The 15,350-nt window shown below is 69.5% G+C and carries 14 protein-coding genes; 4 read left to right on the top strand and 10 right to left on the bottom strand.

The features are described 5' to 3' along the window. Window positions 1-43 precede the first annotated feature (43 nt). The 7 genes from ACTOWY_RS42535 to ACTOWY_RS42505 all read right to left on the bottom strand — a co-directional run bounded on the left by ACTOWY_RS42535 (window position 44) and on the right by ACTOWY_RS42505 (window position 8,390). On the bottom strand, window positions 44-1,087 hold the full coding sequence (locus ACTOWY_RS42535) for a ketoacyl-ACP synthase III family protein (protein ID WP_441315263.1): 1,044 nt from the start codon (window positions 1,085-1,087) through the stop codon (window positions 44-46). Between the two features lie 30 nt (window positions 1,088-1,117). Further along, window positions 1,118-2,308, bottom strand: coding sequence for a cytochrome P450 (locus tag ACTOWY_RS42530; RefSeq protein ID WP_441315262.1), 1,191 nt, complete (start codon window positions 2,306-2,308; stop codon window positions 1,118-1,120). A gap of 105 nt (window positions 2,309-2,413) precedes the next feature. Next, the gene (locus ACTOWY_RS42525) at window positions 2,414-4,675 is read right to left on the bottom strand and encodes an ATP-binding cassette domain-containing protein (RefSeq protein WP_441315261.1); all 2,262 of its coding nucleotides are present in this window, start codon (window positions 4,673-4,675) and stop codon (window positions 2,414-2,416) included. Between the two features lie 85 nt (window positions 4,676-4,760). After that, a complete protein-coding gene (locus ACTOWY_RS42520; protein ID WP_441315260.1) occupies window positions 4,761-5,063 on the bottom strand; it encodes an antibiotic biosynthesis monooxygenase family protein in 303 nt (100 codons plus the stop codon). A gap of 76 nt (window positions 5,064-5,139) precedes the next feature. Then, window positions 5,140-6,591 carry an NDP-hexose 2,3-dehydratase family protein gene (locus ACTOWY_RS42515; protein WP_441315259.1) on the bottom strand — a complete coding sequence of 484 codons (1,452 nt, stop codon included), beginning with the start codon at window positions 6,589-6,591 and terminating at the stop codon, window positions 5,140-5,142. Window positions 6,592-6,846: 255 nt separating this feature from the next. Then, entirely contained in the window at window positions 6,847-7,668 is an 822-nt protein-coding gene (locus tag ACTOWY_RS42510; RefSeq protein WP_441315258.1) for an NAD(P)H-binding protein, read from the bottom strand. 71 nt (window positions 7,669-7,739) lie between these two features. Then, a complete protein-coding gene (locus ACTOWY_RS42505; RefSeq protein ID WP_441315257.1) occupies window positions 7,740-8,390 on the bottom strand; it encodes an FMN-dependent NADH-azoreductase in 651 nt (216 codons plus the stop codon). 183 nt (window positions 8,391-8,573) lie between these two features. Here ACTOWY_RS42505 and ACTOWY_RS42500 point away from each other — a divergent pair, with 183 nt between their 5' ends. Together ACTOWY_RS42500 and ACTOWY_RS42495 are read left to right on the top strand one after the other, a co-directional pair. Beyond that, window positions 8,574-9,536 carry an NAD-dependent epimerase/dehydratase family protein gene (locus ACTOWY_RS42500; protein WP_247758990.1) on the top strand — a complete coding sequence of 321 codons (963 nt, stop codon included), beginning with the start codon at window positions 8,574-8,576 and terminating at the stop codon, window positions 9,534-9,536. Between the two features lies 1 nt (window position 9,537). Continuing rightward, a complete protein-coding gene (locus tag ACTOWY_RS42495) occupies window positions 9,538-10,656 on the top strand; it encodes a DegT/DnrJ/EryC1/StrS family aminotransferase (RefSeq protein WP_441315256.1) in 1,119 nt (372 codons plus the stop codon). Window positions 10,657-10,724: 68 nt separating this feature from the next. On the opposite strand, the gene ACTOWY_RS42490 is transcribed toward ACTOWY_RS42495, so the two are convergent. The 3 genes from ACTOWY_RS42490 to ACTOWY_RS42480 all read right to left on the bottom strand — a co-directional run bounded on the left by ACTOWY_RS42490 (window position 10,725) and on the right by ACTOWY_RS42480 (window position 13,740). Further along, window positions 10,725-11,867 (bottom strand): glycosyltransferase, encoded by a 1,143-nt coding sequence (locus tag ACTOWY_RS42490; RefSeq protein WP_441315255.1) that lies wholly within the window; start codon window positions 11,865-11,867, stop codon window positions 10,725-10,727. 62 nt (window positions 11,868-11,929) lie between these two features. Further along, complete coding sequence (locus ACTOWY_RS42485; protein WP_247758987.1) at window positions 11,930-12,733, bottom strand: ABC transporter permease; 804 nt, start codon at window positions 12,731-12,733, stop codon at window positions 11,930-11,932. Further along, on the bottom strand, window positions 12,730-13,740 hold the full coding sequence (locus ACTOWY_RS42480; protein ID WP_441315254.1) for an ATP-binding cassette domain-containing protein: 1,011 nt from the start codon (window positions 13,738-13,740) through the stop codon (window positions 12,730-12,732). The genes ACTOWY_RS42485 and ACTOWY_RS42480 overlap by 4 nt, the downstream gene beginning before the upstream one ends. Window positions 13,741-14,043: 303 nt before the next feature. On the opposite strand from ACTOWY_RS42480, the gene ACTOWY_RS42475 reads away from it, so the two are divergent. After that, window positions 14,044-14,550 (top strand): hypothetical protein, encoded by a 507-nt coding sequence (locus tag ACTOWY_RS42475; protein ID WP_441315253.1) that lies wholly within the window; start codon window positions 14,044-14,046, stop codon window positions 14,548-14,550. A 108-nt stretch (window positions 14,551-14,658) separates the two neighbouring features. Further along, complete coding sequence (locus ACTOWY_RS42470; RefSeq protein ID WP_441315252.1) at window positions 14,659-15,153, top strand: hypothetical protein; 495 nt, start codon at window positions 14,659-14,661, stop codon at window positions 15,151-15,153. Window positions 15,154-15,350 lie beyond the last annotated feature (197 nt).

Raw genomic sequence — 15,350 nt, 5'->3', positions numbered from 1 at the left:
AAAGCCGTTGTGGCGACGGTAAAAACCCCGGCCGGACTCCGGCTCAAGAACCACTGATCCCCAGCGAGGGCATGGGTTCCTCGATTTCCACTACAGCGCAGCCCCAGCTGTAGCCTGCGCCGACGCTGACCAGCACGCACTTCTCGCCCGGCTGGACCGCGCCGGTGCGCACCAGGTGGTCCAGACCGGCGAACTGATCGCCCGCGCCCAGGTGTCCCACGGTGCGGCCCCAGTCCCAGGCGGTGCGCGCCTGCTCGATGCCGAACCGGTCGTAGTACAGCGATTCCAGCCGGATCCGGCCGAAGTTGGGCAGGATCACCCAGTCCGCCTCGGCGAGTTCGAGTTCGGCCTCGGCCAGCGCGTGTTTGAGCACGGTGGTCTGTCCCTGCGCCACCCGCCGCAGCGCGAAGGACATCCCGTGCTTGCGGTTGAACGACTTGGTCACCTCCTCGAAGCCGATCGGGCTGCGGTGTGACAGCGGCGCGTCGCCGAAGGGGTCCTCGCCGCGGTGCGAGGGTTCCAGCTCGGGGTCGGCGAAGGTGGCCAGCGACCGGAGCCGGGCGAACCCGCCGCGCCGGGACAGCACCACCGCCGCGCCGCCGTCCCCGTACGGCGTGCCGGGATCGGCGCGCCAGCGGTCGAAACCGGGCGGGCAGTACCGGTCGCCGGTGGTGAGCAGGGCGTCCCGGCGGCCGGGCGCGGCGAGCAGGTAGGAGGCGGCCAGGTCCAGTGCGGCCAGGCCGCCGTTGGACATCTGCCGGATCTCGATCGCCGGGCACTGGTTGCCGACGGTCTCGCGCTGGATGTAGGAGGCCACCGCCCAGACGTCGTGGCCCTGGTAGTAGGTGTCGGCGTGCAGGATCAGGTCCACATCACCGGGTCCGGACCCGGCGGTGGCCAGGGCGGTTCGCGCGGCCAGCACGGCCATCTCGGGCGCGGACTCGCCCGCCGAGACCGCCACCGCGTCCATGCCGGTGCGCTCGGGCAGCATCGCCGGGCACTCCCCTGCGGCCACCGCCTCGGCCAGCGTTCGCCGGGGCGGCAGCCAGGATCCGGTGCCGCGCAGGAAAATGTCGTCAAATCGCACCGGGCACCTCCGGCCGGTTGGCTGACGGGTTCACCAGGTGACCTTGAGTTCCCACAGGCCGTAGACGATCGCGCGCTCCTTGGCCGGGATCCGCTCGACCGGGTCCACCAGCCGCAGGGTGGGAATCCGCTCGAAGAGCCGGGACAGCACGACCTCCAGCTCCAGCCGGGCCAGGTCCGCGCCGATGCACAGGTGCGCGCCATAGCCGAAGCCGATGTGCCTGCGGCTGCCGCGGGTGATGTCGAACTCCGCCGGGCGGTCGAACTCGCCGGGATCGCGGTTGGCCGCCTGCAGCAGGCACAGGATGCCCTCGCCCGCGCGGATCACCTCGCCGCCGAGTTCGATGTCGGCCAGCGCGACCCGCGGCACCGCGAGGTCGCCAAGACTGAGCCAGCGCACCAGCTCCTCGATCGCCGGCTTGAGCAGCGCAGGCTCCGCGCGGAGTTTGGCCAGCTGGTCGGGGTGGGACAGCAACGCGGCCACCCCCATGGTGATGTGGTTGGCGGTGGTCTCGTGGCCGCCGTTGATCAGCATCCGGCACATGTGCACCAGCGAGGCGACGTCGAAGTCCTCGTCCTCGGCGCGGTGCTCGGCGATGGCGCGGCTGATCAGGTCATCGCCAGGGGTGGCCATCTTCTGGCGCACCAACGTGTCCAGGTACTGGGCGACCTCGACCATGGCGGCCTGGCGTTCGGCGTGCGAGGAGCTGCCGCCGAAGAGGTTCTCGCCGTGCTTCTGCAGGAAGCCCTGGTCCTCGCGGGGCACGCCGAGCAGCTCGCAGATCATGATCATCGGCGCGGGCAGCGAGACCAGCTGGTGCAGGTCCGCGCCGGGGCCAGCGGCCAGCAGTTGTTCGATGCACTCGTCGGTGTTGCGCTCCAGCGCGCCGCGCAGCTGCCGCACCCGGCGGTGGGTGAAGGAGGCGGCGACCTTGCGGCGGGAGTTGGTGTGCTGCGGCGGGTCGTAGGCGATGAAGGAGGTGTCGCTGCGGAACTCCGGCGGCGCCTCGAAGTAGAACGGGTAGCCGGGGTGCTTGCGCGAGGCGCTGACCCGCGAATCGGTGAGCAGCTGCCTGGCCTCGGCGAAGCCGGAGACCAGCCAGGCGTCCAGTCCGGTGGCCAGCCGCACCTTCGACACCGGTGTGACGCCGATGATCTCCTCGTACTGCGCTGGCGGCGAGAACGGGCATTTCCGCTCGTAGGGAAAGGTTTCTGCGGCCATCGGTGCCCCCGGATCGGCTTGGGTCCTGGATCGGGCCGAAGCCTCCCCGGGGCACCTTGGAGGCGGCTGGAACCGAACTAGAGCGGTTCCCCTCCCCCGGCTCGATCAGTCCGCGAGATACCTGCGCAGGTGCTCGCCGGTGGCCGAGCCGTTGGCGGACAACAACTCCCGCGGGGTGCCGGTGAACACCACCCGGCCGCCGTGCTTGCCGCCGCCCGGCCCCAGGTCGACCACCCAGTCGGCCTGGCGCACGATGTCCAGGTTGTGCTCGATCACGATCACCGTGTTGCCCCGGTCCACCAGCCGGTTCATCAGCGCCACGATGGTGTCCACATCGGACAGATGCAGGCCGGTGGTCGGCTCGTCCAGCACGTAGATGTTGCTGGTCCCGGCCAGCTGACCGGCCAGCTTCAACCGCTGCCGCTCACCACCGGAGAGCGTGCTCAGCGCCTGCCCCAGGCTGATGTAGGCCAGCCCGACGTCGAGCAGCCCGGCCAGCCTGCCCGCGATCTCCGGCTCGGTGAAGAATTGCACCGCGTCCTCGGCGGTCAGCTCCAGCACATCGGCGATGGACTTGCCGCGCAACCGGTGCGCCAGCACCTCCGGCTTGAACCGGCGGCCGTCGCAGGACTCGCAGTGCATCCGCACCGGGTCCATGTAGGCCAGTTCGGTGATCAGCTCGCCGCGGCCCTTGCACTCCTCGCAGGCCCCCGCCGAGTTGAAGCTGAACAGTCCGGCCGGCGCGCCGCTGGCCTTGGTGAACAGCTTGCGGATCGGGTCCATCACGTCCAGGTAGCTGGCCGGGGTGGACCGGGAGGAGGCGGTGATCGCGGACTGGTCGACGAAGATCGTGCCCGGGTACGCCTGCACGAACGCCTCGGCCACCAGCGAGGACTTGCCCGCACCCGCTACCCCGGTGACCGCGGTGAGCACCCCGGTGGGGAAGCTGACCGAGACGTCCTGGAGGTTGTGCAGCGAGACGTTGTCCACCGGCAGTTTCCCGGTGGGCGCGCGGAAGGTGTCCTTGATCGAACCGCCGCGGCGCAGCGCGGCGCCGGTGCGGGTGCCGGACTCGCGCAGCGCGTCGAAGGGACCGGCGAAGACGATCTCGCCGCCGTGCACGCCCGCGCCGGGGCCGACGTCCACGAGGTGGTCGGCGATCTCCATCACATCCGGGTCGTGCTCGACCACGACCACGGTGTTGCCCTTGTCCCGCAACGCACGCAGCAGGTCGTTGAGCCTGCCCACATCCGCCGGGTGCAGGCCGGTGCTGGGCTCGTCGAAGATGAAGGTCATCCCGGTCAGGCTGCTGCTGAGGTGGCGCACCATCTTCAGCCGCTGCGCCTCGCCGCCGGAGAGCGAGGAGGTCGCCCGGTCCAGCGAGAGGTAGCCGAGGCCGATCGAGGCGATCCGCTCCAGCGAGGTGCACACGCTGCGCGCGATCGGCGTGGCCACCGGGTCGTCGATGGCGCCGAGCACCTGGATCAGCTCGCTGACCTCCATCCGCGCGAGGTCCACGATGCTGCGGCCGTCGATGGTGGCGGCCAGTGCCTCCGGGTTCAGCCGGGCGCCTCCGCAGGCAGTGCACTCGCCGAGGTGGATGAACTGTTCCAGGGCGGCCCGCTTGCGCTCACCGAGCGAGCTGAGGTCCCGGTTGAGGTTGGTCCGCACGAAGCGGTCCACCAGGCCTTCGTAGCTCAGCGAGCTGGAGCTGTTGGTGGTGCGCACGGTGACCTTGCCGCCGCTGCCGTGCAACAACATCTGCCATTCGGCCTCGGTGTAGTCGCTCAGCTTCTTCGCGGTGTCGAAGTGCCCGGAGTTGGCGTACTGCTGCCAGTCCAGGCTGCCCACCTTGTGATTGGGCAGCTGGATGGCGCCCTCGTCCAGCGACTTGGTCCGGTCCACCATGCGGTCCGCGTCGGCCTGCCGCTGCTGGCCGAGGCCCTCGCAGGCCGGGCACATGCCCTGCGGGGCGTTGAAGGAGAACATGAACGGCGGGTGCGACGGCGTGGCGTGCCGGGAGAACAGCACCCGCAGGACCGAGTAGATGTCGGTCATGGTGCCCACGGTGGAGCGGGCGTTGCCGCCCACCGGCTTCTGGTCCACCACCACCGGCGTAGTCAGGTTCTCGATGGCCTCGACGTGCGGTCGCTGGTACTTCGGCAGCTGGTTGCGGATGAACCAGTTGAACGTGCCGTAGAGCTGGCGCCGGGCCTCCACCGCCAGGGTGTCGAACACGATCGAGGACTTCCCCGAACCGGAGACGCCGGTGAACACCGTGATCTTGTTCTTCGGAATGCGCAGCGAGACGTCCTTGAGGTTGTGCTCGCACGCGCCGACGATGCGGATGTCGTCATGATCGGTCACGCGCGCACGGTAGTGCCTGCCGCTCAAGCCGCACTTGAGCTGCCTGTGGGATAGCCGTGCGCCCGCGACCGCCGGTCCGACCGCCTCAGCCCTGGACGCGGTGGCGGTCCTGGTAGAGGTCGGAGGTGCTCACCGCGAGCTGGCGCAGCGCGCCCACGTGCGAGCCGAACTCCGGGTGCGAGACCGCCGCGCGCAAGGCCCCGGCGTCCTCCCAGAGCGCGATGTTGACGTACTGCTGCGGGTCCTCGCTGTGCCGGGACAGGGTGTAGCCCTTGATCCCCGGCTGGTCCGCCATGAACTTCGCGACCTGGGCGAAGGCGCGCTCGAACTCCTCCGGGTCGCCCTTGGCCGTGAACCGGTTCACGAAGGTCACGCCACCGTTGCTCATGTCGATCTCCATGGGAGTGCGGATGGTGCCTGGCGAAAAAGGAGTCTGCGGTCGCGCCCTCGAACCCGGATCGAACTCAGCCGGACAGCCCGTGCAGGCAGGCGATCAGGCTGCGCGCCTGCATGTTGATGTAGTTGCTGTGCCGCAACAGGTCCACCAGCTGGGCCAGGGTCAGCCAGCGGTAGCCGGGGTGCTCGGGCTCGAAGTCCTCGGCCACCTCCACCACCAGGTACCGGTTGCGGGCGTGGAAGAACCGGCCGCCCTCCTCCGAGTGCACCGCGTCGAAGCGGATCTGCTGGTAGTCCGCGGCCAGCACGGTGTCCAGGAACGGCGGCCGGGCCTGCGGCGGCAGCGCGTCGTAGTTGGACACCGAGCACTGCACGGTCGGCGCCAGCTCGATCACGTCCACGTAGCCCGGCTCGGTCTTGGCCTGTGCCAGCAGGTGCAGCACCCCGTCGATCCGCTTGGCCAGGAAGGCCACCACGCCCTCGTCGCAGGGCTCGATCATGGGCTGACTCCACGCCCGCACCTCACGGCCCGCCGCGGTGACGCTGACCCCGATCACGTTGAAGTACAGCCCGCTGTCGTGCCGGATCCGGCCGTCCTCCTGCCGCCAGTCGCTGACCTCGCGCAGCGGGATCAGCTCGACCTGGCAGAGCTGCTGACTGCGCACCTCGGTGATCCAGCTGAGCACCTCGGCCATGCTGTGCCGGGTGGCGGACTCCACCGAGTAGGAGCGGATGAGCGCCGCGGTGAACTCGGTGCGCACGTCCTGGAACAGCGGCAGCAGGTCGCGGCCGGCGAAAGGCATGCAGGACAACACGGTGCGCGCGTCCATGTTCACCAGGTCGTCCACCGCGAGCAGCTGGTGCAGCTGGCCGAGGGTGAGCCAGCAGAACCCCTCCAGCAGCTCCACCTCCTCGGTCACCTCCACCACCATGTTGCGGTTGCGCTTGCGGTGGAACCAGGAACCCTGCTCGGACTGCCGGACGTCGGCGAGCACCCGGTGGCCTTCGGTGTCCCGGAAGTACTCCAGGTAGGGCACGGCCGAACCCTGGTGCACCCGGGTGTAGTTGCTGCGGGTGGCCTGCACGGTCGGCGAGAGCTGCAGGCCGTTGCAGTTGCCGGGCTCGATCTTGGCCTGCATCAGGCAGTGCAGCACGCCGGCGAAGCGGGTGACCAGGATGCCGAGGATGCCCACCTCGGGCTGGTTGATGATCGGCTGCTGCCACCAGGTCACCGGGCCGCCGGGCACCACGACGTCCAGACCCTCGATGGAGAAGAACTTCCCGGAGTCGTGGCCGATGTTGCCGGTCTGCCCGTCGACCCGCCAGCCGCTCAGGCTCTGCAGCGGCACGGCGCGGACGTCCATGTGCGAGCGCCGCTTCTCATCGGCCATCCAGCGGTGGAAGTGCTCCAGTTCGGCGATGCGGCCGGAGCGGGCCAGCACGGAACGCGCGATCAGCTCGGCGGGCTCATCGGTCAGTGCGGTCCCGACCGGTAGGGCGGTCCGGGAGTAAGTGGTCAAAGCGGCCTCCAGATGGCTCTGGTCGCAGGGAAAGACACGCAGCCCGCAAGCCACATCGTGTTGCGCGGCTCATATGTTCAATTCCCGGACTCAACACCGCCTGTATTCGCACTCGAATCCCACACGTCAAACGTATGACAAAAAATTGCCGTAGAAATGCCCGTCAAATCGATGCCGTGCCCTGGCAATGAAAAAGAGCCCCGGCGCCCGGCGGCGGTCAGCCATCGGGACACCGGGGCCCTGGCCCCGCCGCGCTCAGCCGCCGAAGGCCGCCGCGTTCTCCCGCACCCACTGGGCGAAGGTCCGCCCCGGCCTGCCGGTGACCTGCTCGACCGTGGGCTGCACGGTGGCGCCCAGCTCCGGCGGGTTCTGCCGCATGCCAAGGAAGAACCCGATGTCCTCGGCGGAGTAGCCCTGCGCGCGCCACTGCTCGATGACCTCGGCCTCGGTCAGGTCGACGTAGCCGATCTCCCGGCCGAGCACCTCGGCGATGATCCGCACCTTCTCCGGCGGGGTGAGCGCCTCCGGGCCGGTCAGCCAGTACTCCTTGCCGGTGTGACCGTCGCTGGTCAGCACGGCCGCGGCCACCGAGGCGATGTCCGCGTCGTGCACCACGGCGCTCCGGACACCGGAGAAGCCCTCCCGGACGAGGCCGTCCTTGCTGATCGACTCGGCCCACTCCAGGGTGTTGGACATGAACTCCACCGGCCCCAGGTAGGTGTGGTCCAGCCCGGCCGCCGCCACCGCCGCGTCCAGCGCGCTGGGCTCCACATCGCCCCGCAGCACGGTCACCTTGCGCACGCCTGCCTGCTTGACCAGCGCCATGATCTCCTCGCCGTTGAACAGCGGCACGTAGTTGTCGCCGAAGCTGATCAGGTGCGCGGCGGTGACACCGGTGAACACCCCGGCCAGGCTGTCGGTGTTGTCCAGGTTGCCTGCCACCACCTCGACACCCGCGGGCAGATTCGCCTTCGCCGGATTGCGGGTGAGCGCGCGAACCTGGTGTCCAGCCGCCAGCAACTCCTCAACAAGCGGACGACCGACGTTGCCGGTGGCGCCGGACACGAAAATGGTCATGGATTACCCTTCTCCAGTTATTTGGAAACCATGGGAAACAACGGAAAATCCGGACCCGGAATGGCGTCCGGTCAGGCCTGCACCAGGCTCTCGGCGACCCGCTGGGCGCGCTCGGCCACCGCGGCCTCGGCCGACCGCAGCGAGGCGAAGCCCTTGGCCTGCTCGGCCGGGTCCTTCGCGGTGAAGGCGGCCAGCGTGTGCTCGACGGTGATCAGCTCCAGCTCGTAGCCCAGCACCTTGCCCAGCACGGTGCGCAGGTACGGCGCGCAGTGGTCCATGTCGGCATCCGGCGAGTCCGCGCCGTAGCTGCCGCCGTAGGCCAGCAGCACGGTGGCCGGGCGGCCGCCGAGCGGCTGGTGGCTCGGATCGAAGGGCAGGGTGCGGCCCAGCACCAGCGACTGGTCCAGCCACGCCTTCAGCGTCGACGGGATGGTCCAGTTGTACATCGGCGCGCTGATCAGCAGCGCGTCCGCGGCCAGCAGCTCGGCCACCAGCTCCTCGTGCAGCGTGGCCGCGGCCTGCTGGCGCTCGGTCCGCGGCGGCGACATCAGGGTGAGCACCGCGTCGTGGTCGGGGTGTGGCACCGGATCGGCGGCGAGATCCCGGTAGGCCACCGTGCCCTCCGGGTGCTCCTTCTCCCACACCGCACGGAATTCCGCGGCCAGCTTGCGCGAGACCGAATGCACGGAGCTGGACGAGTCGATATGCAGCAGCTTGGCCACTGGGCACCTCTCAGGTACGGGCGGGCACGCACCGGACGGCGCGCTCCTGGCCGTGCGACCCTCTCCGGTTCCGCTCGAACCACGTCGGAGCCCGGCTTGGCGTCGGGCGGGACTTGAGTCAGCCGTGACCGCCCCCGTCCACGATGCGGCCGAAGTGCCCATTCGCAGCGGAGGAAGGACGCCATGTCCGCTAACGGCAGCGCGGTGGTCCTGGGCGGTACGGGATTCGCCGGACGGCACGTGTGCGCGGAGTTGCGCCGCCGAGGCTTCGACGTCGTCGTCGTGGCCCGGAAACCGCCCGATTACGAGCCACCAGGCCGATTTCTGGCCCTCGACCTCGGCCAGTCGCCTGCCGAGGAGCTGGCGCGGGAACTGGAGGTGATCGGTCCGAGGGTGATCGTCAACGCGGCGGGCAGCAGCTGGGGCCGCACCGAGGAGCAGATGTGGGCGGCGGTGGCGCCGCCGACGTTCCGGTTGCTGGACGCGCTGGCGCTGCTGGCCGAGCGGCCCCGGCTGGTGCAGCTCGGTTCGGTGCTGGAGTACGGCCAGGTGCAGGCTGGCACCACGGTCGGCGCGGGCACGGTGGCCCGGCCGACCGGCGCCTACGGCATGGCCAAACTGGCCACCACCCAGGCGGTGCTGAGCCAGACCCGCACCGGTCGGCTGGCCGGCATGGTGCTGCGCATCGCCAACCTGGCCGGCCCCGGCAGCCCGGAGGTCAGCCTGCTCGGCCGGGTGGCCCGCCTGCTGCTGGGCGCGCAGGGGCAGCGGGCGGTGATCGAGCTGGATCCGTTGCTGGCGCACCGGGATTACGTGGACGTGCGCGATGTCGCCGACGCGGTCGCGGCCGCGGCGCTGTCCCCGGTGTCCGGCAGGCTGGTGGACATCGGGCGTGGCCAGAGCTTCCCGGTGCGCACCCTGGTGGAAATGTTGATCACTTGCAGCGGGTTGCCCGCGGTGATCGTGGAGCGGCCGGGATCGGCGATCCGGCACTCCACCGAGGAGTGGTCCCAGGTGGACATCGAACCGGCCGAGCGGTTGCTCGGCTGGCGGCCGCACCGCTCGCTGACCGAGGCGGTGGAGGCGTTCTGGCACGAGTTCGTCCAGCGACAGGGCAAGACAAACGCGAAATGGAGTGCGGTCTGACATGACTACCTACGTGTGGGACTACCTGCCCGAGTACGAGGCCGAGCGGGCGGACCTGCTCGACGCGGTGGAGACGGTGTTCCGCTCCGGCAAGCTGGTCCTCGGGCCCAGCGTCAGTGGCTTCGAGCAGGAGTTCGCCGCCTACCACGGCCGGTCCCTCTGCACCGGGGTGGACAACGGCACCAACGCGGTCAAGCTCGGCCTGGAAGCGCTCGGCGTCGGCGCGGGCGATGAGGTGATCACCGTGTCCAACACCGCCGCGCCGACCGTGGTGGCCATCGTCGGGACCGGGGCCACCCCGGTGTTCGTGGACATCCGCGAGCAGGACTACCTGATGGACGTCGACCAGGTGGCCGCGGCGATCACCCCGCGCACCAAGGCTTTGCTGCCGGTGCACCTCTACGGCCAGTGCGTGGACATGGCCCCGCTGCGGGAACTCGCGGCCAAGCACGGCCTGGCCATCCTGGAGGACTGCGCGCAGGCGCACGGCGCCAGCCACCACGGCGAGCTGGCGGGCACGATGGGCGATGCCGCCGCGTTCTCCTTCTACCCCACCAAGGTGCTCGGCGCCTACGGCGACGGCGGCGCGGTGCTCACCGCGGATCCCGCCATCGACGAGCGGATGCGGCGGCTGCGCTACTACGGCATGGAGAAGACCTACTACGTGGTGCAGACGCCCGCGCACAACGCCCGGCTGGACGAGATCCAGGCGGAGATCCTGCGCCGCAAGCTGGGCAGGCTGGACGAGTACATCGCGGGCAGGCGCGCGGTGGCCCGGCGGTATGAGGAGGGCCTTGGCGAACTGGCCGGGCGCGGTCTGGTGCTGCCCAGCACGAATCCGGGCAACGAGCACGTCTACTACGTCTACGTGGTCCGGCACCCGGAGCGGGACCGGATCATCGAGGCGCTCAAGCAGTACGACATCTCGTTGAACATCAGCTACCCGTGGCCGGTGCACACCATGTCCGGCTTCGCGCACCTGGGCTACGCCAAGGGTTCGCTGCCGGTGACCGAGCGGCTGGCCGAGCAGATCTTCTCGCTGCCGATGTACCCGGCGCTGCCGGAGGACCTGCAGGACAAGGTGATCTCGGCGGTGCGTGAGGTGCTGCTCGCGCTGTGAACGCGCACAGTGGAAAGGGCCACCCGGCGCCGACCGGGTGGCCCTTTCCGTTGCGGGGAGCGGGTTTCTCAGACCAGCTTCTCGATCTCCTTGACGATCTCGGCCGAGGGGGTCAGCCCGGCGATCTCCCGGGAGATCTCCTGCGCGCTGGCCCGGTAGCCGGAATCGCCCAGGATCTTGGTGATGGCCCCGGCCACCTCGGCCACCGGCGGGTTGTTGCCGTCCAGGGTGATCGCCGCGCCACGCTCGTCGACCCGGCGCACGGACACCGCGGAGGTGGGGATCTCCGGCAGCACCACCTGCGGCACCCCGGCGTTGAGCAGGGTCATCACGGTGACCCCGCCGCCGTGGTGCACCACCAGGTCCGCGGTCGGCGCGACCACGTCCAGCGGCACCCAGCCCGCCTTGATGTCCGGGAACTCCGCGCGCAGCTGCTGGGCCACCGGCTCGGTGGTCGCGATGACCACCTCGACCGAACCGTCACTGAGCGCGGGGTTGGCCAGCAGCGGACGGAAGAAGTCCGCGCCCAGCGCGGGCACGAACTTGCTGCGCGAACCGGAGGTGATCACCACCCGCGGCTTGTCCCCCTTGGCGCACATCCACCGCTCCAGCCCGACCTGCTGGTTGCCCGGCGTCCAGCGCATCAGCCGCGCGGGCACCGCGTCATCGGGCCGCAGGCTGGGCGGGGTGATGTCCACGAACAGCTCGGCCTCCGGCAGCGCGGACAGGCTCAGCGCGGACAGCTCCGGGGCCAGTTCGTCGGTGGCGCCCTGCCAGTCGGCCTCGGCCCGGTCGTAGAGGGCGTAGGTGTGGCTCACCAGCGGCAGGCCGAGCTGGTGCGCCACCAGCTGGGCGTGGTGGTTGTACTCGCCGCCGATGATGACATCCGGCTTCCAGGTCTTGGCCAGGGCCAGGGTTTCCTGGTGGGCCGCCGCGGAAAGCCTGCCGAAGCCGCGGCCGATGAAGTCCAGCTGGGCGGTGAAGTCCTCCGGGATGGGCAGCGGATCGCCCGCCCGGTCCTTGAGCATCGCGTCCGCGATGCCCACCGGGGTCACCGCGTAGGCTGGCAGGCCGACGTGGGCGATGAGGTCGCGGTTCTCCTCGGGGCAGGCGACGATCACTTCGTGCCCCGCGGTGCGGGCCGTCCACGCCAGCGGGATGCCGGCGTGGACGGGAGCCGAGCCGCCCCCGGTGATGAACAGGAATCGCACAGTTTCTCCTTGTGCATCAGGGACCGGGAGCCACGGCCGCACCGCGCCCAGCGGTCCACCAGCTACTTGCTGACGGCCTTCGTGTACCGGCGGATGGCCAGCGGGACGAAGATCGCCAGAATCAGCGCCACCCAGAGCAGGGAGGCGGCGATCGGGTACTGCAGCGGCAGCACTTCGGGCGCCACCCGGCCGGGCGGGATGTTGCCGAAGAGCTGCCGACATGCCTCGACCACGGCCGAGACCGGGTTCCAGTCCGCGACCACCCGCAGTGCGGGCGGCAGGACCTCGCTGGGCACGAAGGAGTTGGAGATGAAGGTCAGCGGCAGCAGCACCATCAGCATGATGTTGCCCAGCACCTCGGGCGATTTGATGGTCAGGCCGATCGCCGCGGTGATCCAGGACGCCGCGTAGGCGAACAGGAACAGCAGCAGGTAGCCCAGCACCGCGTCCAGGAAGGAACCGCGGATCCGCCAGCCCATCAGCAGGCCGGTGATGGACATCAGGATCATCACGATCACGTTGTTGATCGCGTCGCCGTTGGTCCGGCCGACCAGCACCGCCGCCTGCGAGATGGGCAGCGAGCGGAACCGGTCCACCAGGCCCTGTTTCATGTCATAGGCGATGCCCGCCCCGGTGTTGGAGGCGGTCATCAACATGGTCTGGGCCAGGATGCCGACGATCATGAACTCCCGGTAGTTCGCCCCCTTCATGTCGATCGCGCTGCCGAAGACGAACCCGAACAGCAGGGCGAAGGCGATCGGCGCCGCACTGGAGAACACCACGATGTCCGGGTTGCGCAGGCTCTTGAGGAAGCTGCGCTTGCTCAGCGTGAGGCCATCGCTGATCGCGCTGGTGACCACGTTCACTGGACCTGCTCCTTCACCTTGCCGCCGACCTCGTCGCCAGTGCTGGACTTGCCGGACTCGTACTCCTCGGTCCCGCTCTCCCCGGTCAGGGCGAGGAACGCCTCATCCAGGGTGGGCCTGCGCACGTTCGCGCCGACCAGGGCCACGTGCGCGTTGTCCAGCAACCGGATGCTGGCGATCAGCGCCTCCGAGCCGCTGCTCACCGGCACGATCACGTGGCTGGCCTGCTCGTCCACCGTGATCTCGCCCTGGGCCAGGCCGGCCAGCGCCTGCCGCGCGGCAGGCAGGTCGGCCGCACTGGCCACGGCCAGTTCCAGCCGCTCGCCGCCGACCTTGGCCTTGAGCGCGGCCGGCGTGCCCTGCTCGATCACCTTTCCGTGGTGCACCAAGGTGATCAGGTCGGCCAGCTGGTCGGCCTCCTCCAGGTACTGGGTGGTCAGCAACAGCGTGGTGCCCTCCCGGACCAGCTCGGCGATCACCTCCCAGAGCGCCATCCGGTTCTGCACGTCCAGGCCGGTGGTCGGCTCGTCCAGGAACAGCACCTCGGGCTTGGCCACCACCGCGCAGGCCAGGTCGACCCGGCGGCGCATCCCGCCGGAGTAACCCTTGACCTGCCGGTCGGCCGCCTTGCTCAGGTTGAACCGCTCCACCAGCTCGTCGGCCCGCCGCTTGGCCGCCGGACCACCGAGGTGGTAGAGGCGGCCGATCATCTGGAGGTTCTCCCTGGCGGTGAGGTCCTCGTCCACCGCGGCGTACTGGCCGGACAATCCGATCCGGCGGCGCACCTTGACCGCGTCGGCCACCACGTCCAGCCCGGCCACCGTGGCCCGGCCGGAGTCGGGACGGAGCAGGGTGGACAACACCCGCACCATCGTGGTCTTGCCAGAACCGTTGGGCCCCAGCAAACCCATCACCGTGCCTTCCTGGACGGCCAGGTCGATCCCGTCCAGTGCGACGGTCGAGCCGAAGCGCCTTCTCAAGCCCTCGGCGACGATCGCGTCCGTCATCACTCCTCCATCACCTTGCGAAACGTGTGATCGCGTAGGCAGACCACCGGTCGGTGGTTCGTGCTGTCACGGTTGGGCTCGTCGTCGAGGCGAGCCCAGTGTCGGTCCACTCGCTGGACCTCCGGTCGAATGCAGCCGGATCCCTTGCGGTCAAGGGGAAATCCAGCCCTCCCTTAGCGCTCGTCGCCAGCGTGGCAGCACCACATCCGGGGGGCGGTGGCATGGGTACGGGCCGTCGCGCTGCCGGGTGCTGGTCACTTGTCTTGTTGGACAGGCCCGGACCGGGCCGGAAATGGATGACGGATGTTCAGAAGGACACTGCGCACGATGGCCGCGGCAACGGCCGTCGTCGTCTCCGCGATGCTTGTCCCCGCAACGGTTTCCGCCGCGGCGCAGGACAACGCGCCCGGCTCGGCCCTGGACGTGCTCGGCCCGCCGATCGGGGTGTGGGACGGAAAGATCAGCTTCCCGGATGGTGCGGTCGATATCAAACTCTCCTTCCGTCTCAACGGAACCCTGTGCTTAATCGCGCCGCCGCCCGACCCGGGCGGTGGCATCGAGGGTTCGGGCCGCTGGCGGCTGACCGACCCGAACTCCTTCAACTTCAACGGCAGGGAGCGTTACTTCGACGGCTCGGGCGCGACCACCGGCTCGCTGACCTTCGACATGAACGCCGACTACCAGGGGCTGACCAACTTCGTCGCCGACGGCACGGCGACGCTGTTCGACGCGCAGGGCAACAACCTGGGCACCATCCCCACCACGTCCCGCTTCAAGCGGATCTCGCTGGTTCCGGTGAACTGCCAGTAGCCCCGCGCCCCGGCCGCGGCCTGAGTTCCCAGGCCGCGGCCGGCGGCCGGCGCCGGTTGCTTGTCCCGCCGAACAGGCCCGCCCAGGGCCGGAAAAGGATGACCGACGATGAGAAGGACACTGCGCACGATCGCCACCGCGGTGGCGGTCGCCGCCACCATGCTGGTCCCCGCAACGGTTTCCGCCGCGGCGCAGGGCAACGCGCCCGGCTCGGCACGGGAGGCGATCGGGCCGCCGGTCGGCGTGTGGACCGGCAAGATCACCTTTCCGTCGATGCAGGTCGATGCCAAACTCTCCTTCCACCTCAACGGCACGCTGTGCTACCTCACCAAGCCGGAAGACGGGGTGGAGGGCAAGGGCCGCTGGCGGCTCACCGGGCTGACTTCCTTTGACCTCAAAGGGATCGAGCGGTTCTTCGACAGCAGCGGGGCCACCACCGGCTCGCTGACCTTCGCCATGGCCGCGAACTACCAGGGCCTGACCACCTTCGTCTCCCAGGGCAGCGCGACGTTCTACGACGCGAAGGGGAACAAGCAGGACACCGTCCCCATCTCCGCCCAGCTCAACCGCCAGTCGCTGCTCCCAGCCCCCTGCCCATCCTGAGCAAGCCACCGTGTTGGCCGTTGTCGTACGGTGTGTTGGCCGTTCTGGACGGTGTGTTGGCCGAACCGGCGTATGAGGTGCCCCGAGTTTTCCGGACACGTCTCCAAGTAGAATTGACGGAGAGTCCGGAGGGAACGAGACGTGGCAAAGAAGGCGCAGAGATACTCGGCAGAGCTGAAAGCCGAGGTTGTCCAACT

This window comes from Crossiella sp. CA198 (assembly GCF_052078295.1).
Lineage (GTDB): Bacteria > Actinomycetota > Actinomycetes > Mycobacteriales > Pseudonocardiaceae > Crossiella.
This window is presented reverse-complemented; position numbering and strand designations above follow the sequence as displayed.

What these genes read in the sequence shown, in the direction of transcription:
- ACTOWY_RS42530 (WP_441315262.1), bottom strand. Translation starts at nt 2,308, where the DNA reads ATGGCCGCAGAAACCTTTCCCTACGAGCGGAAATGCCCGTTCTCGCCG.
- ACTOWY_RS42520 (WP_441315260.1), bottom strand. Translation starts at nt 5,063, where the DNA reads ATGAGCAACGGTGGCGTGACCTTCGTGAACCGGTTCACGGCCAAGGGC.
- ACTOWY_RS42510 (WP_441315258.1), bottom strand. Translation starts at nt 7,668, where the DNA reads ATGACCATTTTCGTGTCCGGCGCCACCGGCAACGTCGGTCGTCCGCTT.
- ACTOWY_RS42500 (WP_247758990.1), top strand. Translation starts at nt 8,574, where the DNA reads ATGTCCGCTAACGGCAGCGCGGTGGTCCTGGGCGGTACGGGATTCGCC.
- ACTOWY_RS42495 (WP_441315256.1), top strand. Translation starts at nt 9,538, where the DNA reads ATGACTACCTACGTGTGGGACTACCTGCCCGAGTACGAGGCCGAGCGG.
- ACTOWY_RS42480 (WP_441315254.1), bottom strand. Translation starts at nt 13,740, where the DNA reads ATGACGGACGCGATCGTCGCCGAGGGCTTGAGAAGGCGCTTCGGCTCG.
- ACTOWY_RS42475 (WP_441315253.1), top strand. Translation starts at nt 14,044, where the DNA reads ATGTTCAGAAGGACACTGCGCACGATGGCCGCGGCAACGGCCGTCGTC.
- ACTOWY_RS42470 (WP_441315252.1), top strand. Translation starts at nt 14,659, where the DNA reads ATGAGAAGGACACTGCGCACGATCGCCACCGCGGTGGCGGTCGCCGCC.